General features: G+C 42.8%; 19 protein-coding genes. 11 read left to right on the top strand and 8 right to left on the bottom strand.

The features are described from left to right. Positions 1 to 291 precede the first annotated feature (291 nt). Positions 292 to 1,419 carry a Fic family protein gene (locus AB5Z02_RS03315; protein WP_058055677.1) on the top strand — a complete coding sequence of 376 codons (1,128 nt, stop codon included), beginning with the start codon at positions 292 to 294 and terminating at the stop codon, positions 1,417 to 1,419. Positions 1,420 to 1,494: 75 nt separating this feature from the next. Here AB5Z02_RS03315 and AB5Z02_RS03310 read toward each other — a convergent pair whose 3' ends face one another. From AB5Z02_RS03310 to AB5Z02_RS03300, 3 genes are all read right to left on the bottom strand, one after another. After that, positions 1,495 to 1,734, bottom strand: a complete 240-nt coding sequence (locus tag AB5Z02_RS03310; RefSeq protein ID WP_230848137.1) for a hypothetical protein — start codon at positions 1,732 to 1,734, stop codon at positions 1,495 to 1,497. Between the two features lie 82 nt (positions 1,735 to 1,816). Further along, positions 1,817 to 2,224 carry an H-NS family nucleoid-associated regulatory protein gene (locus AB5Z02_RS03305; RefSeq protein WP_058055678.1) on the bottom strand — a complete coding sequence of 136 codons (408 nt, stop codon included), beginning with the start codon at positions 2,222 to 2,224 and terminating at the stop codon, positions 1,817 to 1,819. Positions 2,225 to 2,819: 595 nt separating this feature from the next. Then, a complete protein-coding gene (locus AB5Z02_RS03300; RefSeq protein WP_042083548.1) occupies positions 2,820 to 3,011 on the bottom strand; it encodes a hypothetical protein in 192 nt (63 codons plus the stop codon). Positions 3,012 to 3,119: 108 nt separating this feature from the next. On the opposite strand from AB5Z02_RS03300, the gene AB5Z02_RS03295 reads away from it, so the two are divergent. Continuing rightward, positions 3,120 to 3,575 (top strand): antitoxin Xre/MbcA/ParS toxin-binding domain-containing protein, encoded by a 456-nt coding sequence (locus tag AB5Z02_RS03295; RefSeq protein WP_338390631.1) that lies wholly within the window; start codon positions 3,120 to 3,122, stop codon positions 3,573 to 3,575. 372 nt (positions 3,576 to 3,947) lie between these two features. Here AB5Z02_RS03295 and AB5Z02_RS03290 read toward each other — a convergent pair whose 3' ends face one another. Next, positions 3,948 to 5,513, bottom strand: a complete 1,566-nt coding sequence (locus AB5Z02_RS03290) for a sensor domain-containing diguanylate cyclase (protein ID WP_058055679.1) — start codon at positions 5,511 to 5,513, stop codon at positions 3,948 to 3,950. Between the two features lie 837 nt (positions 5,514 to 6,350). Between AB5Z02_RS03290 and AB5Z02_RS03285 the strand changes: the two genes are divergently transcribed. The 3 genes from AB5Z02_RS03285 to AB5Z02_RS03275 all read left to right on the top strand — a co-directional run bounded on the left by AB5Z02_RS03285 (position 6,351) and on the right by AB5Z02_RS03275 (position 9,468). Continuing rightward, positions 6,351 to 7,310, top strand: a complete 960-nt coding sequence (locus AB5Z02_RS03285; protein WP_058055680.1) for a diguanylate cyclase — start codon at positions 6,351 to 6,353, stop codon at positions 7,308 to 7,310. A 188-nt stretch (positions 7,311 to 7,498) separates the two neighbouring features. Next, positions 7,499 to 8,251, top strand: coding sequence for a hypothetical protein (locus AB5Z02_RS03280; protein WP_107683372.1), 753 nt, complete (start codon positions 7,499 to 7,501; stop codon positions 8,249 to 8,251). A 257-nt stretch (positions 8,252 to 8,508) separates the two neighbouring features. Beyond that, on the top strand, positions 8,509 to 9,468 hold the full coding sequence (locus AB5Z02_RS03275) for a sensor domain-containing diguanylate cyclase (RefSeq protein ID WP_081043421.1): 960 nt from the start codon (positions 8,509 to 8,511) through the stop codon (positions 9,466 to 9,468). 113 nt (positions 9,469 to 9,581) lie between these two features. Here AB5Z02_RS03275 and AB5Z02_RS03270 read toward each other — a convergent pair whose 3' ends face one another. Together AB5Z02_RS03270 and norR are read right to left on the bottom strand one after the other, a co-directional pair. Then, on the bottom strand, positions 9,582 to 10,244 hold the full coding sequence (locus tag AB5Z02_RS03270; RefSeq protein ID WP_058055682.1) for a response regulator: 663 nt from the start codon (positions 10,242 to 10,244) through the stop codon (positions 9,582 to 9,584). Between the two features lie 126 nt (positions 10,245 to 10,370). Continuing rightward, the gene (gene norR, locus AB5Z02_RS03265) at positions 10,371 to 11,897 is read right to left on the bottom strand and encodes a nitric oxide reductase transcriptional regulator NorR (protein WP_081043422.1); all 1,527 of its coding nucleotides are present in this window, start codon (positions 11,895 to 11,897) and stop codon (positions 10,371 to 10,373) included. Positions 11,898 to 12,067: 170 nt separating this feature from the next. On the opposite strand from norR, the gene norV reads away from it, so the two are divergent. The 4 genes from norV (at position 12,068) to AB5Z02_RS03245 (ending at position 16,445) form a co-directional block, all read left to right on the top strand. Beyond that, on the top strand, positions 12,068 to 13,549 hold the full coding sequence (norV, locus tag AB5Z02_RS03260) for an anaerobic nitric oxide reductase flavorubredoxin (protein ID WP_058055683.1): 1,482 nt from the start codon (positions 12,068 to 12,070) through the stop codon (positions 13,547 to 13,549). Further along, positions 13,546 to 14,715, top strand: coding sequence for an NADH:flavorubredoxin reductase NorW (norW, locus tag AB5Z02_RS03255; protein ID WP_058055684.1), 1,170 nt, complete (start codon positions 13,546 to 13,548; stop codon positions 14,713 to 14,715). Before norV ends, norW begins: the two co-directional genes overlap by 4 nt. Positions 14,716 to 14,777: 62 nt before the next feature. After that, the gene (locus tag AB5Z02_RS03250) at positions 14,778 to 15,119 is read left to right on the top strand and encodes a DUF1971 domain-containing protein (protein WP_081043423.1); all 342 of its coding nucleotides are present in this window, start codon (positions 14,778 to 14,780) and stop codon (positions 15,117 to 15,119) included. Positions 15,120 to 15,227: 108 nt separating this feature from the next. Beyond that, positions 15,228 to 16,445: a 4Fe-4S binding protein gene (locus AB5Z02_RS03245; RefSeq protein WP_081043424.1), complete on the top strand. Its 1,218-nt coding sequence runs from the start codon at positions 15,228 to 15,230 to the stop codon at positions 16,443 to 16,445. 78 nt (positions 16,446 to 16,523) lie between these two features. Here the strand turns inward: AB5Z02_RS03245 and narL are convergent, their stop codons facing one another. Both narL and AB5Z02_RS03235 read right to left on the bottom strand, forming a co-directional pair. Further along, positions 16,524 to 17,201 (bottom strand): two-component system response regulator NarL, encoded by a 678-nt coding sequence (narL, locus tag AB5Z02_RS03240; RefSeq protein WP_017408671.1) that lies wholly within the window; start codon positions 17,199 to 17,201, stop codon positions 16,524 to 16,526. Between the two features lie 9 nt (positions 17,202 to 17,210). Further along, positions 17,211 to 18,833: a histidine kinase gene (locus AB5Z02_RS03235; RefSeq protein WP_159143394.1), complete on the bottom strand. Its 1,623-nt coding sequence runs from the start codon at positions 18,831 to 18,833 to the stop codon at positions 17,211 to 17,213. Positions 18,834 to 19,280: 447 nt separating this feature from the next. Here AB5Z02_RS03235 and AB5Z02_RS03230 point away from each other — a divergent pair, with 447 nt between their 5' ends. Continuing rightward, positions 19,281 to 20,696, top strand: a complete 1,416-nt coding sequence (locus tag AB5Z02_RS03230; RefSeq protein ID WP_058055685.1) for a NarK family nitrate/nitrite MFS transporter — start codon at positions 19,281 to 19,283, stop codon at positions 20,694 to 20,696. Positions 20,697 to 20,734: 38 nt separating this feature from the next. Then, positions 20,735 to 24,499, top strand: a complete 3,765-nt coding sequence (locus tag AB5Z02_RS03225; RefSeq protein ID WP_042024866.1) for a nitrate reductase subunit alpha — start codon at positions 20,735 to 20,737, stop codon at positions 24,497 to 24,499.

Below are 24,499 nucleotides of genomic sequence, written 5' to 3'. Positions count from 1 at the left end.
CGTGGATTCGAAATCAATAGACGACACTATGGGCCCTATGCAGCACATGCTGCAAAATCACAAGATCCTTCCAAAAAGAAAATGAGCACCCGCTAGAGAGCCCATCTCGACGGATTACTGTAGAGCAATCCAGCAGCAATAAATCCGGCCTGAGGTTTTTCAGCCTGGAGAGGCACCTCATTTCCAGCTCTGCTGGTCTGCTGCATGTGTTATATTCGGCTCAGATGTTGAGCCGAATGATGGGCTGGATCGGCTCATTATTGAGACCCTAGCACGTTGGATGAGGAAATAATGGAACCATTTTGGATTTGGCAACAAGCCGACTGGCCCCATTTTCGTTGGCGGGATAGCGAGATATTGCCCAGATTACGGCAGGTTCAACGCAGACAGGGAATTCTAATCGGTCGTCATTCCAGGTTGGGGAACCCCGACCAAACGTTGGACACGTTATTGGCTAACATCATCGCCTCGTCCGCTATCGAAGGCGAACGCCTCAATGCACAATCCGTGCGTTCCTCTCTGGATAGGCGGTTAGGAGGTTCACAAACTCAGTCCTATCCAGTATCGGAGCGCTCAGAGGGGCTCGCGGCCATGATGCTGGATGCCATCGACAATCATGAACAGCCGCTGAGTATAGAACGCCTTTACCAATGGCATCGTTGGTTGTTCCCCGTCAACGAATGGTCGGTGAAGCGGCTGAATGTAGGGCAGTTGCGAGGAGATGCGCCGATGCTGGTTGTCTCTGGACGTGTAGATCGCCCCACCGTGCATTTTGAGGCACCGCCCAGAGCAGCTCTGGACGATCAACTGGCCGATTTCATCCGCTGGTTTAACCAGACTCGGCATGACCCCACGATGGATCCACTGCTTCGTGCGGCGATCTGCCATCTCTGGTTTCTGACGCTGCACCCCGTTGATGATGGCAATGGGCGGTTAGCGCGGGCACTGACCGATCTTGCGCTGTCACAGGCTGACAGCCAAAGCATCCGTTTATATACCATGTCAGTTGCTATGCTAGATCGGCGGGGTGACTACTATCGGGGGCTTGAGTCAGCGCAGAGGGGCACGCTGGATATCACATCCTGGCTCTGTTGGTTCCTCGACACACTGGATTACACCTTAGAGCTGGCATTACAGGTTATTGACCGTTCTCTTGCCAAAAAACATTTCTGGTTGCAGCACTGTCATGATGGTCTGAGTCCAGAGCAAACCAAGGTTATTAACCGTTTATTGGATGGCGGCCAACAAGGTTTTGAAAATGGCATCAACGCCAGCCAATATCAAAAAGTCGCCGGAGTCAGCAAGGCGACGGCTACACGCCATCTGGCCGAATTGGTGGGTAGGGGGTGCATTGAGAAATTACCTGGTGGCGGACGCAATACACGCTATCAGATCCGCTTGCACACCGAGGGAGTTTGAAAAAGCATCGCCATGGGGCGTTAATTTCATCTGGTAGATGAGAGCTGCGATTGGTGTACAAATGACGCTATTTAGTTAAATGTTGACGCCATGATGTGTGCCGTCAGGCATATGAACAAATAAACTCAACCGACAGTCATGGCTCTCAACTAATCTTTTGAGTGATAACAAACTATCGAGAACATCGGGATCTATTGCAGGAACATCACCAGGCCCGAGATTTGAAAGCAGTTTGGTCACACTGAGACGTACCAGTTGCTCTTCGGCAAGAGCCTTGGCCCTCTGGACAACCTCGGGTGATTCGGATGAAATCATATCCTCCAATGTCCTCCCCATACGGTGCTCCTACTACAGATAGAATTAAAGGCCCACGCCGAGCTGGCATGGGCTCTCAGCACTAAATCAAAAACTCTTCCAATGCACGACCATTAGCCACTGCTTCTGCGATGGTCTTGGGCATGCGACCTTGGCCAGTCCAGGTTTTCTCCTGACCGTCTTCGGTGTACTTGTATTTTGCAGGACGAGGTGCGCGTTTCGCTTTAGCTGAACCTTCAGCTTTCGCCGGAGCCGCAGTACCAACCAGCTCGCTCGGATCGATGCCAGCCTCTTTCAACATCTCGGTAAACTCAGCCAGTTTTTGCAGGCGCTCGGCAGATTCCTCTCTCAATTTGCTCTCTTGCTGCTCACGCTCAGCAAAAATCTCTTCGAATTTTTCTCTGATTTCGACCAGCTGCTCGAAAGATAGCTCGCGCAATGCAGCTCGCAGACTACGAATATTCATCAGTATTTTCAAAAAATCGTTCATTTTTATCCTCATGTATCACATTTTTATATCAGGAAAATTATCTCTCAATCCCAGCATCAGCTCCACTGTTTTTGGCACCAAGATGATTCGAAAAAGCATCATTTAAAAATCCTGAGCTAAATTGCGTTTGGATCTACTTATTGGCCTAGCTCCAATCTGCTATGAAAATATGTAGCTAAAAATTAAATCCAAGTGGTAGTGAGCGTTGAGACCACCTCACCAGATGAGCCGATGAAGGATCTTGTTCGGCTCACGAAATGAGCCGATAGGACAATATCATTGGCTCACAGAATGAGTCGATGATAAGAAATTTTAGATTTGCCCCTTGAGGATCCAGACACTTCGCCCCTCTTAACTTAAGAGGAAGTCTTGGATGACTAGGCCACTACACATCCATGTCTCCAGAAAGCAAAAAACCCCGCAACGAGGCAGGGTTTCAGCATTTTTTCAACTTCGCACTCAGGGTAGCGACTCTCCCTTGTTTCAACTTCGCACTTAGGGTAGCGAATCTCCCTGTGCCTTGATTCTATGAAAGGTGAAGCCGCTAGTCAACATTATTACTGGCATAACCAGCATTGAGCACTTATTTGATATGTTATTTTTGGATGCCTTTGCACTCAAATTTTGGAGGTGTTTTCCAACCTGTAACGCGCCCGCTGCGTTTGTTGACCCTTCGGTATTCATTCCCCAACAGGATTTCCCATTCAGAGCCGTTCTCCGATAGAACCTGAAAAGTAGTCCCCAGCTCAATGCCTAAACCTGGTTCAGTACAGACCAACTCGGTCATCAGCCCTCCTCAATGTAGGGGCATTTGGTTGTTAATTTTCCACTCAAAACGACAGTTTGGGGTAGGATAGCTCATGAGAGGTCGTGTTTGTACAATGAGGAGTGCTACATGATGCCCTATGCAACCTATCATCCTAGTAGTGATGCAGTTACTCCGAACCGTCTCCTAGAAGGTCTTGGTATTCCTCGTGACCCACTAGGAGCACATCTATGGATCGTGGCTGGCGTAGCTCCTGGCAGCATTCATCGACTGGCTGAATTGATGAGTGCAGACATAGGTTTGATATGCCGCTTAGCAGGCATGAACCGGAGTACTGTTGCTCACAAGCTTAGGATTGGAGCTCTTCTATCAACCGCTCAGGGCGCCAGGGTATACGGCGTTGTGCAGGTCCTCGATGCGGCACTATCCCTCAACAAGAACGATACTGCCAAGGCGTTGTCATGGCTAAACAGACCAGCCTGGGGCCTCGGTGGCGTGGCTCCAGCCACATTGCTGAATACACCGATGGGGGTTCAGGCTGTTGTGAATTTGGTGGGACGGATTCAGCATGGGGTGTGCAACTAAATCGAGGGTTCTGATAGGCGAATCCCCACGGAATGCTTAAAAAACAATCAACCCCATCATTTTTTGAAATTTATTTCATTTACCCCACTTGAAAAATTCGGAAAACTGTCCATTTACTAATTATGAGAGCTTCAATGAAATTTAAGCAGCTCACCATTATTCCGCTGCTACGCAGCGAAGATAAACCAGTTTTGTACACCCACGGCTATTATTTCATCAACAAACACTCATAATTGAATGTCATAACAATCTAACAACGAATTCTATCGAAGGAGATACCCTTACAATAACTGGTTAAATTAGTGCCTAAGGCACTGAATAGTAAAACTTCAATTTAATTCTTGCACATATATCAATCATACGGGATTCACGCTACTTGGTGTCATGAACAGTGGTTATTGATATGCACTCGTAAATTCGATTCTTACCATCGCGTTTAGCGTTGTAAACCTGAATGTCAGCTGCATTTATAAGCTCTTTTGCACTAATATCTTTTTTACTAACAGCAACCCCACCACTGAGTGTTACTCGAAGAGCATCTTCACGCCAGTCCAGATGCTCAACACCATGCCTTAATGCCTCCAGTAAAGATATCGCCAAGTTCCCAGAGCCCACTTCAAACAATACAGCTAATTCTTCTCCACCATATCGACAGAACCAGCCATGCTCATAAAAAATTGAATTTCCAAGTTTCGCTACTCTTTTTAATACAGAGTCACCAGTTTGGTGTCCGAACGTATCGTTCACTTTTTTAAAGTCATCTAAATCTAACAGTGCTAAATAAAATGGCTCTTGCTTTTTTAATAGCTGAGAAAGCTTTATGTCAAAAAATCTACGGTTGTATAAACCTGTCAGTTGGTCAACATTAGCCTGTAAGCGAGCTTCTGATAATTCATGTGTCGATTTTGCCACTTCGTCATACACATGTGATAACTCAACCATTCTATTCTTAGGTGATTTTAATGAATTGTTACGACTTGACCTTATAACATTGTATAGCTCATTGAGCATGCGTTGAAAATAACGAGACCATGACAATGCGAGTAACAAATAAAGGATGCATGTTAGCGCGATGACACCTTGAACATTAAGCGACACACTCTCAATGACACCTTGTAATGTAGATTCTGGAACAACACTAACCAAGATCCAGTCTTGACCATCGACTTTGTTATATGCCACAAACATCCCAGATTCTTTATCATGGAATACGCCTTTTTCTTTTGTGAACTTTGAAAGCCAGGTCATATCTTTCATGGGAGTAAACATTAGTTCTTTATCAGGATGAACTAGCATCTTACCAGCCCCATTCACCAACATCTGATACCCAGCATCTTGCTTATAATTAAGCCACTTTGATATAGGTTGAAGTAATGTATCAATTGAAAAGACACCAACTAACTTCCCTGTCGGGTCTTCAATTGTTTTAGCTAATGAGAGGGATAGCGTTCCGTAAATGTAGTCATAATATGGTTCAGTCCAAACCATCTTGCCTTTATTTTTAACGGCAAGTTGATACCATGGCCTTATGCGTGGGTTAAAATTTGAGTCTGGTTGCCATTCAGGATGAACAAGCAATTGTCGATGCTCTGTGCCAACATAGATGTATTGTAGCCCAGCAGTTTCCTGATAACGCCGCCAGTCGTGTAAGTATTCAGATTGATGCGTGATCTTATTATTTATAAAGTCTTTATAATCAACCTTGCGATAGATAAGCTCAAACTGTGTTGTGAGGGTATCAAGATATGGCTTAATCAAAACATTATGAAGTTGATCATTCTTGGATACTAACTGTTGCTGTAAATCACGTTGCAGAGTGACGGTCATATGATAGTAATAAATGGCCCCGAGAATTAATATGGGGACGAAAAGCAGAACTAACCCAAGACGCATGCGGGAAATCAATGACCATGTTTTCCACTGGGTTTTATCACTCATTACACAGACATCCTGTCTGAAAAAATCTGATGGGCTAACCATACCAGAAAGCTTTAAATGAGCCCATCATTGTGATCACCCTCCTCGAACCTGAACGAGCCCCCTCAGGACGACTTGCTCGATAACTACTTACTACCGTTCATACAATCTGAACGTTAAGGTTTGTCTACGATGAAGACGATGGCCTGAGCTTTAAAGTCATAAGCGTCTGAATATATTATATTTTCAATGGTATGTGTCACACTGCATCAAATTTATAGTAACAATAGCCAAAGCCCCGAACACATCTACAGAGACACCTTCAGGCACAGTGTTCAGATCTAATCGCCTGGCCTCCCCAAACAACCTAGTGGTGTGCTGTTCGAGAATCTCATCCAGCTCTAAAGATGAGATGGATCTTCTCCAGCGAGGGTGAGCCTTAAAGTCCTCTATAACGCAGTGTTGCAAGCATAAATGTGGGACTTCGACCCACCCGCCTGAGTCAACGGAGGTATGTACCTTGGCTTGAAAAATGACTCTGACCATCGTGAAACATCCAGATGCAAAAACTGGGAGACTTGATGATATGAGGTTAGTTCATTAATGACAAACAAGTTAACTGCGGAATGGCTTTTTGCTAGGATGGTCGAATAAAACTAGGGGGATTCTAGGCGAGCTCTTGTTTGTCGAGCGAGCGACAACCACGCTACCAAGAGTGCAAACACTGCTCCTGTCATCAAAGATGAGATGGCTCGAAATCATAGGTCTACCTACTGTAATATACTGTCAGTACATCAGATCTACAGATGCACAGTATATGTTGGCAGCGTACAGTGCCCACACAACAAGGAGATGTTGATGCAAAGCCCTGTAGTACCGGATAACGAACCGCTTCGCTTAGACGCATTGCGCCGTTTAGCGATACTTGATAGCCCCGCAGAGGAGCGTTTTGACCGGATTACCAGGATGGCTCGCAACATGTTTGATGTGCCCATCGCATTGGTTTCATTGGTGGATGAAAACAGACAGTGGTTCAAGTCATGTTGTGGGTTGCCGGTATTGGAGACACCGCGAGACATTTCTTTTTGTGGTCATGCAATTCTCGGTGAAGAACTGTTTGTAGTTGAAGACGCGGCCCAAGATCCACGATTTTCTGACAACCCCTTAGTCACGGGGGAACCACACATTCGCTTCTATGCAGGCCATCCACTAGAAGTTGGGAACGGTTTGAAGCTGGGTACATTGTGCATCATAGACTCTAAACCCAGGGGTTTTAGCCCACGAGACCAAGCGCTGTTAGCTGATTTGGCATCCATGGTTGAGAGTGAGTTACAAGCCGTTCAGAGAGCAACCATAGATGAATTGACGGGGATAACTAACCGTAGAGGATTCATGCTGCTCGCCGAAAAAAGTTTGAAATATGCATTTCGTGTAAAACACCCAGCGGCCTTACTTTTTTTAGATCTAAATCACTTCAAACTAATTAACGATAAGTTTGGTCATGACATTGGCGATGACGCGTTGCGACATATTGCCGAGTTGTTATGCCGAGTATTCCGCGATGCTGATATATTCGCTCGCCTTGGTGGGGATGAATTCGTTGTCCTTTTACCTGGCACTGGTAGTGAACATTGTCAGAGAATTAAAGAGCGGCTGAATCATGCAATAGATGACTTCAATAGTCATAGTGGTAAGCCATACCAGTTGTCATGCTCCTTAGGAATTGTTATTTACGATGCTAGTATTCCACCTGATTTAGATCAACTACTCCGGCAAGCAGATGAGGAGATGTATGTATGCAAAGGGCTGCGTTCATAATAGGCATCGATTCATTCTATGTCGTTCGGCGTTGTAACTCTAGATACAGGGCGTGCGAGTAATCTTTAAAGTTAAATATGTAAATATTACAAAGCAATCCAGTAGTCATCATATATTTTTCATTTAAAAATGAAGAAAGTTTAATTTTGAGCTATATTGAGCGTATGATATGTCAATGTGAGATCTATATGTTTTCACAAAACCTTATAAAAAACATATTTTATATTTTTTTCATTATATTCTCGCTAGGTGTAAGTGCTGTTGAAAACACTATAGTTTTGGTGAGTTCAGATGACACCTTCAAATCAAGGTATGGATGTTGGCTTCATAATATTTACAGCGAGGCATTCTCCAGACTAGGATATAAACTAATTTATCGTGGCGTTCCTGGTGGACGAGCCCCAATTCTGGCTGAGAATGGAAGTGTCGATGGAGAGATACATCGACCATTAGAATATCAGCAACAAACAAAAAATATGATTAGAGTGAACGAGTCACATTTTTATGTGACTATCGAGGCATATGTATATGATAAAAAGTTAGAATTTAATTCTTGGGATGACTTAAACAAAGATGGTTTAAAGATTGAGTTTAGAAGAGGTTCTAAGCGCGCAGGAGAGGTTCTCTCAAAGTTGATTAAACCATCTTTACTTACTGATGTGAATACGACAGAACAGGGATTGAAAAAACTGATAAAAGGGCGTACAGATATATTTATTGAGCAAACCCTTGTATTTGATAAAAACAAAAAAGACCTACTTGAAAGCTCACCAGAATACGAAAAAGTACATTCGGCTGGCGTTGTAGATAAATTAGAAGGCTATGCCTATCTTAATAATAGGCATTTTACGCTAGCACAAAGATTAGCCTCTACGCTAAACATGATGAAAGTGGAAAATAAGATTGAACAGTTGAAAGATAAATATTGCTACCATGATTAACTAGAAATATTTTTTGCCGCGCATTGTAATATCATCCTCCATGGTCTCCCCTTAGCCGCAAGGCTTCCATTGAGGCCGCTCATGATGTGATGCTGGCTTGGTCTCCTGTCGAGTTGAATCCCATGCGAGAAGCTAATGTGTTAACGATCACACTACAACTAAAATCCGTCATATGTAATGCTACATTCCATTCTGTTGCATCTCAAAGAATGCCATACTATTTGCGTTTAAAACCGATATGAAAAAAGGAAGCAAGGATGCAACCTCTTCATGAAACCTCAGATCCCGACTTTCTACGCCTAGATGCGTTACGCCGTCTTCAAGCACTTGATTCCCCTACAGAGGAACGTTTCATTCGTATAACAAGGATGGCTCGTAATATTTTTGACGTGCCTATTGCCCTAATATCCTTTGAAGATAATGAGCATGGATGGGCTAAACCTTGTTATGGTTTAAACATGCATGAACCACTTCCGAATATCTCCTTTTGTAAAAAAGGGTTTCTCACAAAGAGCATGCTTGTTATAGAGGATACAACTCAAGATCCCCTATATGCTGAGAATCCGATGGTTATTGGGGAGCCATATATTCGCTTCTATGCTGGACACTCATTAGTCATAACGAATGGACTGCACATTGGTTCCTTGTGCATTATAGATCGGAAGCCAAGGGTTTTTGGTGACAAAGAGAGACGTTTATTTACTGACTTAGCATCTACAGTTGAGAGCGAGTTACGTGCTGTACAAATGGCTACAATAGATGAACTTACTGGGATCACTAATAGACGAGGGTTTATTCTTTTAGCTGAGAAATATTTGCAGCATGCATTTAGAACAAAGAGAAGTCTTTCATTATTGTTTATCGATTTGAATAATTTTAAATCGATAAACGATCGCTTTGGTCATGATGTGGGAGATGATGCATTGTGCCAAGCTGCCAGACTAATAAATATGGTTTTTAGAAACTCTGATATTTGTGCAAGATTAGGTGGTGATGAATATGTAGTTTTAGTTCCTGAGACAAACTATGAGTATTTACAATATATGCGTAGTAGGATAAATATCTCATTTGATGAATTCAACTTACACAGCGGTAAAGCCTACACCCTATCTTGCTCAGTAGGTATAGTGAGCTATAATCCCACGACTCCACCAGATCTAAACATGTTACTTCGATTAGCAGATGACGAAATGTATCGTTGCAAGCAAGATGGATAAATTAGATGCTAGCCATGGGTAAATTAATTATGTGTTCTCAGCAGGAGATTAATTAGTTACAATGATAAGAGCAACATGAACTTTTTTATCTGTGCTCATTCAGATTATTAAATCTACTTAATAGTTCTGTTGTGCGCCCATATAGTGACGGCGACTCTTGATTTTAGATTAAGTTTTCTTAAAATATTTTTCACATGTATTTTTACAGTCCCTGGTGATATGAATAAAAGTTTGGATATAACTTTATTCGAGTGGCCCTCAGCAAGAAGCTTTACTACATCAATTTCCCTATGGCTTAATGATTCGATAATGCCAACATTTATTTCTGATGATAAACTTAACATGAGTTTATTTTTTGGCTGAGGGCTTTCAACTGATGCATCTGCACATATACTCTTAATGCAGCTGATTAAATCAAGCGGTTCAATATCTTTTAAAAGATATCCATTTGCTCCGAACCTAAACGCTTCTACAACATCAATTTCCAAATCTGACTCGGTGAAGATAACGACCTTGCTTTTTATTTTCTTTGCTCTGATTCTCTTCAGCGTTTCTAATCCATTAAGCACTGGCATTTGAAGGTCAAGCAATATTAAATCTGGTTCATATTCTACTGCCAGATCTAATCCTTCTTTACCATTGCCAGCCTCTGCAATCACCTTCATAAGGTGATCTGTTGAGAGTGTAGCTTTGACTCCTGCCCGCAATATAGCGTGGTCATCTACAAGCAATACTTTTAATGCTTGCATTTCTTCGATTGAAACTTTGTTATCCATAACTACATTCTCAATACCATGCTAGCGTCACATTACACCATACGTGCATAAAAAAACACTATAAATCAACACGTTAACCAATATTCAGGATGCAACTCTATAATGGCCCATAGCTATGTATCTTTATCATTTTAACCCCAGTCGTTTGGCTAGACGATGTAAGTTACCACAATCAATGTCTAAGGCTCGTGCTGTTGCAGCCCAATTATCATTATGATCTGCTAGTACCTTTTTAATTAACGCAGACTGAAATGCATCAGTTGATGCTCTCAAACCCATTTGGTTACTAGCGAAGTCATCCATATTTTCGGTAGGACTTATGCCAGATTGAGGCATTGGTGGTATAGCTATACTGAAATGATGGGTTGCAAGCGTCAGAACCGGACTTCGTTGCTCTGCTCTAGCCAATACGGCACCACGATGAATGGCATGCTCCAGTTCGCGCACATTACCAGGCCAGTCATAGCCCTTCAAAAGATGCAGTGCTTGAGGTTGGATCCGCAGTTGCTCTAACCCCATACTCACTCGACAGCACTCGCAAAAGTAACCAGCCAGCAAGGAGATATCATCCTCTCTGTCTCTCAAGGCTGGTACATGTATAGGGAAAACACTCAGGCGATGATAGAGGTCTGCTCGAAACTCGCCATCGATGACCGCTTTCTTCAAGTCTCGATTCGTTGCAGCAAGCACACGTACATTGACTTTTAGTGGAGTGTCATCACCAATCCGCTGCAAGTCTCCATATTGAATGACACGTAGCAATTTTGCCTGCAATGATAAGGATAATTCACCAATTTCATCCAGGAACAATGTGCCCTTATCCGCTAGTTCAAATTTACCCGCACGGTTATGAATAGCGCCTGTAAACGCTCCCTTCACATGTCCAAATAGTTCACTCTCTGCTACGGATTCCGGTAGAGCTGCGCAATTGAGATATACCAATTTGCGATCTGCCCGTGGCGAGCCAAGATGTACAGCTTTTGCTATTAACTCCTTACCTACACCCGTTTCGCCCAAAATTAGGACGTTTAAATCAGTATTAGCAACTATATCTACTTCATGCTTTAGCTGCTGCATCGCCCGAGAATGCCCGATTATCTCGAATCTATCTGCACCTGTTGGTGTTGAAGGTATTAATGGCTCACTGCTCTGGCGAGCTAAACGCTCTAGTAGTAATGAGTTACTTAACGCCGCTGCCGCTAGTGCACCAACTAAACGCAACTCTTCATCGCTAATGTCATCAAACTGGGCAGGATTCATTCCATCTATGGTCAATGCACCAATCAAGACTTGATCGGAGAACAGAGGCAAACCAACACAAGCATGCACCTTAAATTCTGCATGATCAGGGATCAAGCCATCATAGGGGTCTGGCAAGCTACTATCTGCCGGAAAGCGTACTACGTCACCAGCACGGGCAATTGCCTCCATGCGTGGGTGCTCCTTGATGGCGAAACGGCGTCCTAATACGTCCTGCATTAAGCCATCGATGGCGAGCGGGATGAACTGGCCTCCTTCGTATCGTAGCAAGGCTGACGCATCTGAGTTCAGTAGGCTGCGAATACTCTGGATAAGGCGGTGGAATCTGTCTTGATGTGAAATCCCCAGCTGTATGTCTATAGCAATACGAGCCAAACTGTCTGTCGAAATCATTGTTAGTGTCCAAATGACATTAATGCTGTCATTTAAACAATATCAATACTATGTCATTTTAACAAGAAAATAAACTAAGCCTCATAAAAACAATGAGTTATGAGTTGGCATGTTAGCTGCAATAGTTGATATCAAGAAATACCAACTATTACATACTGAGGAATTGCCAGATGACCATTCATGTCAAAAACAACATTCACTGGGTCGGCCAACGGGACTGGGAAGTTCGAGATTTTCATGGTACTGAGTACAAGACAAACAAGGGGACGAGCTACAACAGCTATCTCATCCGTGAAGGGAAGAACGTGCTGATTGATACAGTCGATCATAAGTTCAGCCGAGAGTTCGTTCAAAACCTTGCAGCAGAGATCGACCTTAACCTTATCGATTATGTGGTGATCAACCATGCTGAGGAAGATCACGCAGGGGCACTGACCGAATTGATGGCTCGTATCCCAGGCACTCCGATTTACTGCACTCACAACGCTATCGACTCAATCACGGGACACCATCATCATCCTGAATGGAACTTCCATCCAGTCAAAACAGGCGACAGTCTCGACATCGGTAATGGCAAGCAGCTGGTGTTCATTGAAACACCTATGCTGCACTGGCCCGACAGCATGATGACCTACATGACTGAGGACGCAGTGTTGTTTTCTAACGATGCCTTCGGTCAACACTATTGTGATGAGCATCTGTTCAATGACGAAGTAGATCAAACCGAATTGATGGAGCAGTGCCAACGGTACTACGCAAATATCCTCACCCCATTCAGCCCACTTGTGACAGCTAAAATCAAAGAGGTGCTTGGATTCAACCTGCCAGTAAGCATGGTGGCAACCTCCCACGGTATTGTCTGGCGTGAGGATCCGACCCAAATTATTCTCAAGTATCTGGAGTGGGCAGACCACTACCAAGAAGATCGTATCACCCTGTTCTATGACTCGATGTCAAACAACACCCGTATGATGGCCGATGCCATCGCACAGGGTATTCACGAAGTTGACCCTGGGGTCGCAGTCAAGATCTACAACGTAGCCCGCCACGATAAGAACGAGATCCTGACACAAGTGTTCCGCTCCAAGGGAATACTCGTGGGCTCATCCACAATGAACAACGTCATGATGCCTAAGGTGGCAGGCATGCTGGAGGAGATAACTGGCCTGCGCTTTAGAAACAAGCGTGCTTCTGCATTCGGCAGTTACGGCTGGACTGGTGGTGCAGTAGATCGTATCCAGACCCGATTGATGGATGCAGGCTTTGATATCAGCATTTCTCTGAAAGTCAAATGGCGACCAGATGGTTCTGCACTGGCAGAGTGCCGAGAGCATGGACGCCAGCTCGCTCGTCAATGGGCGTTACATCCTATTGAGGTGCCTCGCCCAGAAAAAGCAGCCCATCAAGTGCCATTCACTGTTGATATCTCCCCTGTAGAGGAGACCACACAGTCAGTTGTAGCCGGAGTAGACGATGAGCAAGCAATGCTTTGCACAGTCTGCCAGTGGGTTTATGACCCCGCCTTAGGTGAACCGGATCAATTGGTTGCGGTTGGCACTCCCTGGAGCCTTGTACCGGAGAGTTTCCTTTGCCCTGGTTGCGGCATCGGCAAGGAGGTATTCGAACCATGCGCAGTGGAGGCATGTGTATGAGCGCATTAAATGAGCATTATGCTGGTTCCAGCCAGGATATAGTCATCATCGGTAGCGGCTTTGCCGCTCAGCAGTTGGTAAAAAGCTTGCGTAAATTAGATGGTGAAAGACCGATCCGTCTTATTACCGCTGATAATGGCAATGAATATAACAAACCGGACTTGAGTCATGTGGTCAGTCGTGGTTACACCGCCAGCGCAATGACAAAGTTGACGGGGGCTCAATTTGCTGAACAGCAACGTATCATTCTGTCACCTAATACGATTGTGCATAGCATTAGTCCGAATAACAAAATGGTACACACAAATAATGGCGATTTTTCTTATGGCCAGCTAGTGCTGGCAACTGGGGCCAGTTCTATACTGCCTCCCGTTCCCAACTCGGATAAAATGGTAACCCTCAATAGCCAAAATGATTATGCCAATGCCGAACAATTAATTAAGAATGCAAAACGCATTATGGTACTCGGAGCAGGTTTGATCGGCTGTGAGTTGGCTATGGATATGGTGGGCCAAGACCGAATTGTGACGCTTGTAGATCTGGCGGACAGCCCCCTAAGTACATTAATGCCAGCTGCATTGAGTCAACCGTTACTGCAAGCCTTACGGGAGCAGGGGGTTGACCTAAAACTTGGTCGAGGTATCAAGTCGATACAAAGAGGAGATGCCAACGAATCCTTTACGATAGAGCTCACTGACAGCAGTTTCAGTGAACAGGATCTTGTCATTTCAGCTATAGGTCTACAACCGAATCTATCCTTAGCGATGAATGCGGGACTGGCTGTAAGGCGTGGAATTGTAGTGGATGAATACCTGAGAACATCGAGTGAGCACATTTATGCGCTTGGTGATTGCGTTGAGTGGAAAGGTGAATTACGCCCCTTTTTGCAGCCAATTGTTCTCGGTGCCAATGCATTATCTAAAACTCTGATTGGTAAGCCAACACCACTAACGCTTCCTCCAATGCTAGTGAAGGTAAAAACACTTCAATATCCTTTGCAGTTAGCTGGTAGAACAAAAGGTACAGACCTTTCATGGCAGTTTAGATGGAATAAAAATGGAATGGTCGCAGAAGCTCGCAGCGAGGATGGTGAAATGTGCGGCTTTGTCGTAGGTGGAGACCAAATGGGAGCTGCATTCCCACTTCTACGCCTTCTTTCTAGATGAATAATTGCTGGCTGAGCATATGCTCAGCCTTACTTAATTTCATAGATTATTAAGGATAAAACATGTCGCTACTGCATAGTATACCAGCTCATTGGGTTGTTCGCCGTTCAACCCCATTCTTTACAAATGAAAACGTACCACAGGCTCTATTAACCCATCACAATACAGCTGCTGGCGTATTCGGTCAGTTATGTGTAATGGAGGGGACGGTAACATATTACGGTTTTGCTGATGAAACAGCGAAGATACCTGAAATTACGCTTGTAATCCGAGCCGGAGAGTTTGCAACCAGCCCACCTCAGTATTGGCACAGGGTTGAACTGTCTGAAGATGCTAGATTCAATATCCATTTTTGGGCTGAAAACGTAAGCTCAGACACCCCACTCATTAAGACAAGAGAATAAATTACAATCTTGTCATCGCCACAAACTAGGCCAACTGCCCATCCAGATCAAAATAAACAACTGTAATGTTGTTTATGATTGGCTGTTTTTGCGATGGGGGTTGGCTAGATGAGTGGGATTGAAACCATAACCATGCTGAGTGGCTTGGTGTATCTGTTGTTGTTCCAGTGGCATGAGCGTTCAGGCTGGTCTTGGCAGCTGTTCATGATGCTAACCGCTGCTGTATGGTTGACGGTAGCAGCCAAGCCACCACTAAGTAGTTTAATCGTGTTTGCTGTCGCTATTGTCATGCTTTATAGATATAAATTAATATCCGCATTTTATGATTCAAGAGATCAACAACTTCGTAGTTTAGTTAGATATTTCTTAGTTACATCGTGGGGATTTGTAACAATACAGTATGGTGTTTATATTTTTCAACTCCACCAGGGTGACCTACCTTGGCTGTCTAGACCTGATATCGTAGATGGCTTTCTACCTATAGCGGGCGGTCTTGGCTTGCGGGCGTTGTTGAGTTTGGGCATTACTGATTACCACCATCCAGCTGCAACAATCACAGTCTTGGTTATTTCCTTATCTGGACTCATTTTAGGTCGTGCCTTCTGCTCATGGTTTTGCCCTCTTGGGGTTGTCGGTGAATGGCTGCATCATTTTCGAAATTTGCTGCTACCAGGTGAGTGGGCTCCGCCAAAATGGCTAGACCTACTGCTCAAATCTCAAAAATTTCTAGTTCTATCATTTCTGATGTTCATAGTTATTCTTGCTGTTCCAAATGTTGCACTGCCAGGGTACTTGATGAGCCAGTATCACCAAGCTGCTGACATGAAAATGGGAGCCTTCTTTTTCAACTTGAACTTTATATCAGGTATTTTTTTTGTTTGGGTATTAAGTATCACGATGTTTTTCAAGCAAGGCTTCTGTAGATACCTATGCCCTTATGGTGGATGGCTTTCCTTGCTGGGGCTTCTGACACCATTGCGTATTCGCAGGTCTTCCAGCAGCTGTTTACGAAGCAAGGGATACGATTGTGATAAATGCAGTAGAGCATGTCCATCAAGAATACAGGTTCATGAACTTATATCAGTCAGAAATCTTGAGTGTACAAACTGTTTAACTTGTATCTCTGCATGCCCAAAACAAGCTAATGCTATTCATTTTGGCACTGCGAATAAAAAGGTTTCAGCAAAGAAACTGCTTGCAATGTTGTGTGTTTTACTTCTCTTAATGCCATTGCTAGCTCATGTGATTTTCGATTTTTGGACAAGCAACACACCATTAGAACAGCGCCGTTATCTATTGGGAATCCTTCCTGGCCTTTCACATTAGAGTGATAGCTATTAAAGCGCCACTTTTCGGTGACGCTTTATTTCTGCAAATGATTAAATAACGCAGTAGTTATCACTACTAGTCGAAAATAATCTTCTCATTATGAACCCACACTGCAACTTCAATTCTTGAATGAAGATTTAATTTTTTAAGAATGTTTTTTACATGAACTTTAACTGTTCCTTCAGAAATAAATAAACGTCTTGATATAACCTTATTAGGCAAGCCTTGAGCAATAAATTTCAAAACATCTATTTCGCGATGGCTTAACACTTGGAGATTTTTGTCTTTAAGGCGGTTTTTTCTTCTTGACTGCATACTTTCAATAAGGATTGCAGTTAGTTTTGGGCTTATCACAAGCTTTCCCATGCACGCCTGTTCAATCGAGCTAATCAGGTCTTCAGGTTCCATGTCTTTGAGTAGATAACCATCTGCTCCAGCAAGGATAGCATCCGAAACATCATCTTCATAATCTGATACTGTGAAGATTACGATTCTGCTAGATACATTATGCGCTCGTAATGACTTTAATGTGTCTATACCACTAAACTCAGGCATATTAAGATCTAACAAAATTAAGTCAGGTTCATAATCTAATGCTAGCTGAACACCATCTTGTCCTGTACTGGCTTCAGCTACAATAGTTAAAAAGGGATTTGTACGTAAAAGTTGCTTAATCCCGCTCCGTAGGACAGGATGATCATCAATTAGTAAAATTGAAAAAACATCTGCGTTGGTTGTTAAAGCTTTTTCCATGTGTGTTCCTCAAACTACGTGAAGATCAATTTTCACTTGCGTCCGTTCATTAATGAATGAAATATTTTCTGATTTTAGAAAAACAACTAAGCTCGATATTGAATCCTCGAACTCAGCTTCACCCTTCAGGATGATAATGACATATTCAGCTAGGGATTTTATATGCAGCTCAATCCGTGATGGAGGCATACTTATCCTTAAACATTCGAATAATTTATTGAAGAAGTTCAGTATGAGTATTTCCTGCTCATGCGAATAGTCTTCATAAAAATCTTTATATTCCAACCTAATGTTAAAACCATATGTGTCATTAAATATTGCTATCGCATCTTTTAATAAAATTAACGTTTCGATTTTCTTATATGGAATTCTAAAAGTAGAAATTAGTTTTCTGATGTTTGAGTAAGCTTCATTTAACTCACACCTCATCTCTGAAACATTATCAACCTGAGAAGAACTAATGATGATTGGATCCCTTTGAAGAAGGCTAATCTTTATCTTTAAGTATGATAAAGACTGTGCTATCGAATCATGAAGTGTTTGAGCAATTGTGTTTCTTTCTTTAAATAATAATAGTTGTTGTTGTTGTTGCTCTTTGTAGTAAAGAGATAAGGATTGAGACAGCAAGTTGCAAAATGCAAATATTAATTGTTCTGTATCATGTAATATAGTGACTTCATTTGAAAAGAAAAATTCTATGTAACCATAATCATTATGCGCATCTCCAATGTTCCATAACCTATTATTATATTCACTCTCAATAGGGGATGTGACATCTGCATTATTAATACATAGTGAGCAACGCATAGAGGCACAATGTAATGGCCTCACGTTCTCACCAAAGGTGTATAAATGTTTGACCGAATTTTTATGTGGATCATGAATATATACTTTTATTTTTCCAGCCCCAGTGTATCCGATTAATTCTTTCATGAAAGGAGCTAAAACTTTGCAGTTGAATTCTTGATTTTGAAATAATCTACAACTGCGATAAAGGAATTCTAAATGCAAATTCTGCAAGTTAAGTTTATGCGTTTTTTCAGCTACCATCTGTTCCAGATCGCTGTAGGTATGCTTAACAACCTCTGACATATTGTTTAATGCATTGCCAAGCTGCCACATCTCATCGCGGTAATCATGTGATTCAGAATCAAATTTTGAACTAAAATCACCATGCTGAATGTTTTTAGCCATTAACAATAATTTTGACCACGGTCTAAAGAAACGCTTATTTAAGCTATAAATTGCGATGAAGGAAAACAATATAACAATTAAAGAAGATGCTTTTTGAAGGCCATTAATCACTACGATCTTAGATTCTGTTTTGTTCTCAATGCTTTTGATTATCTTCTGTAGCAAACTAATAAACTCTTTAGAGCGGTTAATGCTTAATGGTGTTGCTACATCACCAGATTTTAAGTGGGAAAGAATGTTTTTTAATTTTGGATCCCACAAACTGTTGAGTTGTATGTATTCTTTATTAAGGTTGTGCTTTTCAGCCGTGTTAATAAAAAAAGGATCATGCAGAATTGATTCAACGCTATTAACCGCTTGCACTTTTTCATCAACAGACAGTGTTCCTGAGAGGAGTGCATAGACTTTCATTCTAATTGAACCAATACTATTTATCACATATGCATTCCCTTGGATGCTTGATGACAAATAAATCGATGCACTCATATTAAATATAGATATGAGGCATAGTGTACATATAATTGACGTTATAGAAATTGTAATAGACAGTTTCTTCCAATACTTCAATAGTATGTTCACGAATTTGACACTTCCTAAGATTGTCACTACTGATGTTTATACCTTTTAGATACCCTAATAAAAATACCTCAAAGTAAATACCTACAATATTCCAGACATTAGCCAGCTCATGATAAAGAAAGTCTTGTTGAAGCTAAGTGCATGATTTTGTTGTGGTTAATTTCAACCCGCCCCCCCCTGTAGTAGGTAGTTATCGAAATATTCATCATTTGTAATACATATGTTCAGTTGATCTAAGTCAATAAAAAATATCCATTTAAATTGTTTATTGGAAATTGTGTACCCCAACACTAACCGGTGAGCAAAATGTCCATATATCAAAAATACAAAGATGGATGTGAAGACAGTCACACAAATAAAAGAAATAACAGCAAAACGCTCGTTGACTGGAATCCTGATGACAAGTGCTTTTGGATTGAGAATGGTTCTCATATTGCCAGAAGAAACCTACTGATATCTATCCCTTGTCTACTGATCTCATTCTCTGTGTGGATGATATTCAGCGTAGTAGCAATGAACTTGCCTTTAGCTGGTTTCACCTTTACAACAGACCAGCTGTTTCTGCTGACTGCACTCCCGTCACTTACTGGAGCTTTAGGACGGATTCCTTACTCATTTGTGATCCCAGTTTTTGGTGGCCGGAGATGGACAGCATTCAGTACCTTGTTGCTTATGATACCTATGTCATGGTTGACCATTGCAGTGCAAGACACCACAACGCCGTATTCAACATTTCTAATAATCTCTTTGTTATGTGGGTTTGGTGGTGCCAACTTTGCATCTAGTATGGCTAACATCAGCTTGTTTTATCCAAAAACTCAACAAGGAAAGGCTCTTGGTTTAAATGGGGGGCTAGGTAACTTGGGTGTCAGTGTCATGCAGATGCTTGTACCTATCGTAATTTCTGTAAATATCTTTGGCCCTTTCGGTTTAGGTCAAGGAAATCCTGATGCATCAATATGGCTCAGCAATGCACCCTTAATATGGATGCCAGTAATATTGATATTGAGTATTGCAGCGTGGCATTTTATGAATGATATTGCAGCACCCAAAGCCTCGTTTAAAGAGCAATGGGTAGTGTTAAAACAAAAACATCTTTGGATTATGAGTGTTTTATATTTGGCTGCCTTTGGTTCATTCATTGGATTCTCTGCGGGGTTTGCAATGCTCGCTAAAACTCAATTCCCTGATATTGAAATAATGAAATATGCTTTCATAGGGCCATTATTCGGCGCATTGATGAGGCCAGTTGGTGGCGTTTTATCAGATAAGCTTGGCGGTGTTAAAGTCACCTTTGTTAGCTTTTGCTTAATGGCTACGTTAGTTGCGGTTTTGTTTTCAACTCTTCCATCAGATGCAGGGCATGGCAACTTCACCTATTTTCTAGCTGTCTTTATGGCTTTGTTCTCATGCGCAGGAGTTGGGAGTGGTTCTACATTTCAAATGATCGCCGTTTTGTTTAGGGGGATGATGATAAAAAGGAATCTACAGCGATATGATTCAGAAGCTCAAGCCTTAAAAAAATCAGCAAATGATACAGCAACAGCATTAGGGTTCATCTCAGCAATAGGTGCAATTGGTGGTTTCTTTATTCCAAACGCATTCGGCTTATCAATAGCTCTCAGCGGAACACCAATTAATGCGATGAAAGCTTTTTTAGTCTTCTATGTTATTTGTGGGCTAATAACATGGTTTGTATATGGAAAAGAACTCAATAAATAGAATGTTACTATTAATGCATATGCATATGGAGCAGTAAAATGAGCAAGTTTCTTGACAGGTTTAACTATTTAAAGACATTAGGTGAAAAGTTTTCTGGTGAACACGGCCAAACGTACAATACGAACAGAGATTGGGAAGATGGTTACAGAGACCGCTGGCAACATGACAAAATTGTACGCTCAACACATGGCGTGAACTGTACTGGTTCATGTAGTTGGAAAATCTATGTAAAAAACGGCTTGGTTACATGGGAAACGCAGCAAACTGATTACCCTAGGACAAGGCCAGATCTCCCAAACCATGAGCCTCGCGGCTGCCCAAGAGGGGCAAGCTACTCGTGGTATCTGTACAGCGCCAATCGACTGAAGTACCCAATGGTCAGGAAAGCGTTGATTGAGCTTTGGCGAGACGCAAAAAGTAAGCACAAAGACCCTGTTCTAGCATGGGGTGCGATTGCTTCCGATCAGAATGTATCCAAAAAGTATAAGGCTGCCCGAGGTAGAGGCGGTTTTGTTCGTAGCACCTGGAATGAAGTTAATGAGATCATTGGAGCGGCAAACGTTTACACCGTAAAAGAGCACGGCCCAGATCGCGTTGTTGGCTTCTCACCAATTCCAGCGATGTCTATGGTTTCCTATGCCGCAGGTGCAAGATATTTATCGCTCATCGGTGGCTCTTGCCTTAGCTTCTATGACTGGTATTGTGATCTTCCTCCCGCATCACCGATGACTTGGGGAGAGCAAACAGACGTACCAGAGTCAGCAGATTGGTACAACTCCTCATACATCATAGCCTGGGGCTCAAATATTCCTCAGACTCGTACTCCTGATGCTCACTTCTTTACTGAAGTTAGATACAAAGGCACCAAAACTGTCGCCATAACTCCAGATTATGCTGAAGTAGCTAAGCTTTGTGATCACTGGCTTAACCCCAAACAAGGTACAGACAGCGCGTTAGCATTGGCTATGGGCCATGTCATTTTGAACGAGTTCCACGTTCAACATAAAAATGAATATTTTGTTAGTTACGCAAGGAAATATACCGATTTTCCGATGTTGGTCAGATTGACCAAACGACCAGATGGTAGCTATGAAGCAGGACGCTTCCTGAGAGCATCAGATTTGGTCAATAACATAGGTGAACAGAACAACCCTGAATGGAAGACCATAGCGATTGATGAGGTTTCTGGTGATCTGGTCGCGCCACAAGGGTCGATTGGCTATAGATGGGGAGAGGATGGAAAGTGGAATCTTGAAGAGACCGCTGGGCAGTCCAAGACACCAGTCACTTTGTCTGTTGGAATAAAGGAACCTCAACATTTAGTTGAGGTGGCTTTCCCATATTTTGGTGGATTGGAAAGTGAGCATTTCACACCTGTTGAATTAGAAGAAGTTATCAGAAGAAAAATTCCAGCTAAATCCATCGTGTTGGCAGATGGAAGCCAAGAATTTGTGACCACCGTCTACGATCTCACCGTGGCTAACTATGGTGTAGAAAGAGGGTTTGATGACCCTAGCAGCGCACATACCTATAAGGAAGTGAAGGCATATTCACCCGCTTGGGCAGAAAAAATAACGGGTGTACCACAAGATGAGATTATCCGCATCGCTCGTGAGTTTGCTGACAATGCAGCCAAAACACATGGGCGCTCAATGATCATCGTTGGTGCAGGCATGAACCACTGGTATCACATGGATATGAATTACCGTGGTTTGATTAACATGCTGGTATTCTGTGGTTGCGTAGGACAGAGCGGTGGTGGATGGGCTCACTACGTAGGGCAAGAGAAGCTTCGTCCCCAGACGGGCTGGCAACCGTTGGCATTTGGCCTAGATTGGCAAAAGCCTCCACGCCACATGAATGGGACGTCTTTCTTCTATAACCACTCTAGTCAATGGCGATATGAGAAGTTAGATGCCCAAGAATTGCTTTCACCTTTAGCTGATGCAAGTAAATATAGTAAGCATCTCATTGATATGAACGTGAAAGCAGAGCGGCTGGGTTGGCTTCCTTCAAGCCCTCAGCTGAATACTAATCCACTGAGTATTGCTGAACAGGCAAAAGCGCTTGGGGTAAGCCCTGTAGAGTTCACGGTTAACTCGCTGAAGGACGGCAGTATTCGTTTTGCTGCTGAGTGTCCCGAAGATCATTATCCACGCAATATGTTTATTTGGAGATCAAATCTTCTTGGGTCTTCAGGTAAAGGTCATGAATACATGCTCAAGTACCTGTTGGGCACAGAACATGGCATTCAAGGAAAAGATCTCGGCTCATTCAGTGATAGCAAACCATCTGAAGTTGATTGGAAAGATACCCCAACCCAAGGCAAGCTTGATCTCGTTGTGACTCTAGATTTTCGGATGTCGAGTACCTGTCTGTTTTCAGACATCGTGTTGCCTACTGCAACCTGGTATGAAAAAGATGATATGAATACCTCGGATATGCATCCATTCATCCATCCATTGTCAGCAGCTGTAGATCCAGCCTGGGAAGCAAAATCCGACTGGGAAATTTATAAGGCAATTGCAAAAGCGTTTTCTGAGCTCTGTAAAGGACATCTTGGCGTTGAAACCGATGTGGTTACATTGCCAATGCAGCATGACTCTCCAGCAGAAATAGCCCAAGCGTTTGAAGTAAAAGACTGGAAATTGGGTGAATGTGATCTCATTCCAGGAAAAACTGCACCACATATAATGACCGTTGAGCGCGATTATCCTAACACCTACGCAAGATTTACATCGTTAGGTCCACTCCTTGATAAGCAAGGAAATGGTGGCAAGGGTATTAATTGGAACACAGAAACCGAAGTAGACCTTCTTAAAAAACTTAACTACACACACCATGATGGCGCGAATGCTGGGCGGCCAAAGATTGACACTGCAATTGATGCGGCTGAAGTAATTCTTACTTTAGCCCCAGAGACTAATGGTCATGTGGCTGTTAAGGCTTGGAATGCATTAAGTAAGCTGACTGGCCGAGAACATGCACATCTTGCTATCAACAAGGAAGAGGAAAAAATTCGTTTCCGTGACATTCAGGCTCAGCCGAGAAAAATCATATCTAGCCCAACATGGTCTGGTTTGGAAGACGAGCATGTCTCGTATAACGCAGGTTATACAAACGTTCATGAGCTAATTCCATGGCGAACCATTACTGGTCGTCAACAGCTGTATCAGGATCACCAATGGATGCGTGATTTTGGCGAAAGTCTCATTTCATATCGACCACCAATCAATACCCAGACTATTAAAAATATTATGGGTAAGAAGGGTAACGGTAACAAAGAGAAAGCTCTGAACTGGATCACTCCGCACCAGAAATGGGGTATCCACTCAACATACAGCGAAAACTTGTTGATGCTTACACTGTCTCGGGGTGGGCCAATTGTTTGGATAAGTGAAGATGATGCTAAAGATCTAAAAATTGAGGATAACGACTGGATAGAGGCATTTAATATCAATGGTTCATTAACTGCTCGTGCAGTGGTGAGTCAGCGCGTCCCTGCTGGAATGGTAATGATGTATCACGCTCAAGAGCGCCTGGTGAATATTCCAGGCTCCGAAATAACAGGACAACGTGGTGGGATTCATAACTCCGTTACTCGTGTCTGCCCTAAACCAACTCATATGATTGGCGGATATGCACATCAGGCTTATGGGTTCAACTATTATGGCACAGTGGGCTCTAACCGTGATGAGTTTGTTGTCGTCCGCCGCATGAATCAGGTTAAATGGCTTGATGACGAAAATAATGACTATACACAGGCTGACAATATGTACAGTAACAAGGCAGGGGAGAAGTAA

The sequence above is a fragment of the Aeromonas sp. R2-3 genome, assembly GCF_040908375.1.
In the GTDB taxonomy this organism is placed as follows: domain Bacteria; phylum Pseudomonadota; class Gammaproteobacteria; order Enterobacterales; family Aeromonadaceae; genus Aeromonas; species Aeromonas veronii.
This window is presented reverse-complemented; position numbering and strand designations above follow the sequence as displayed.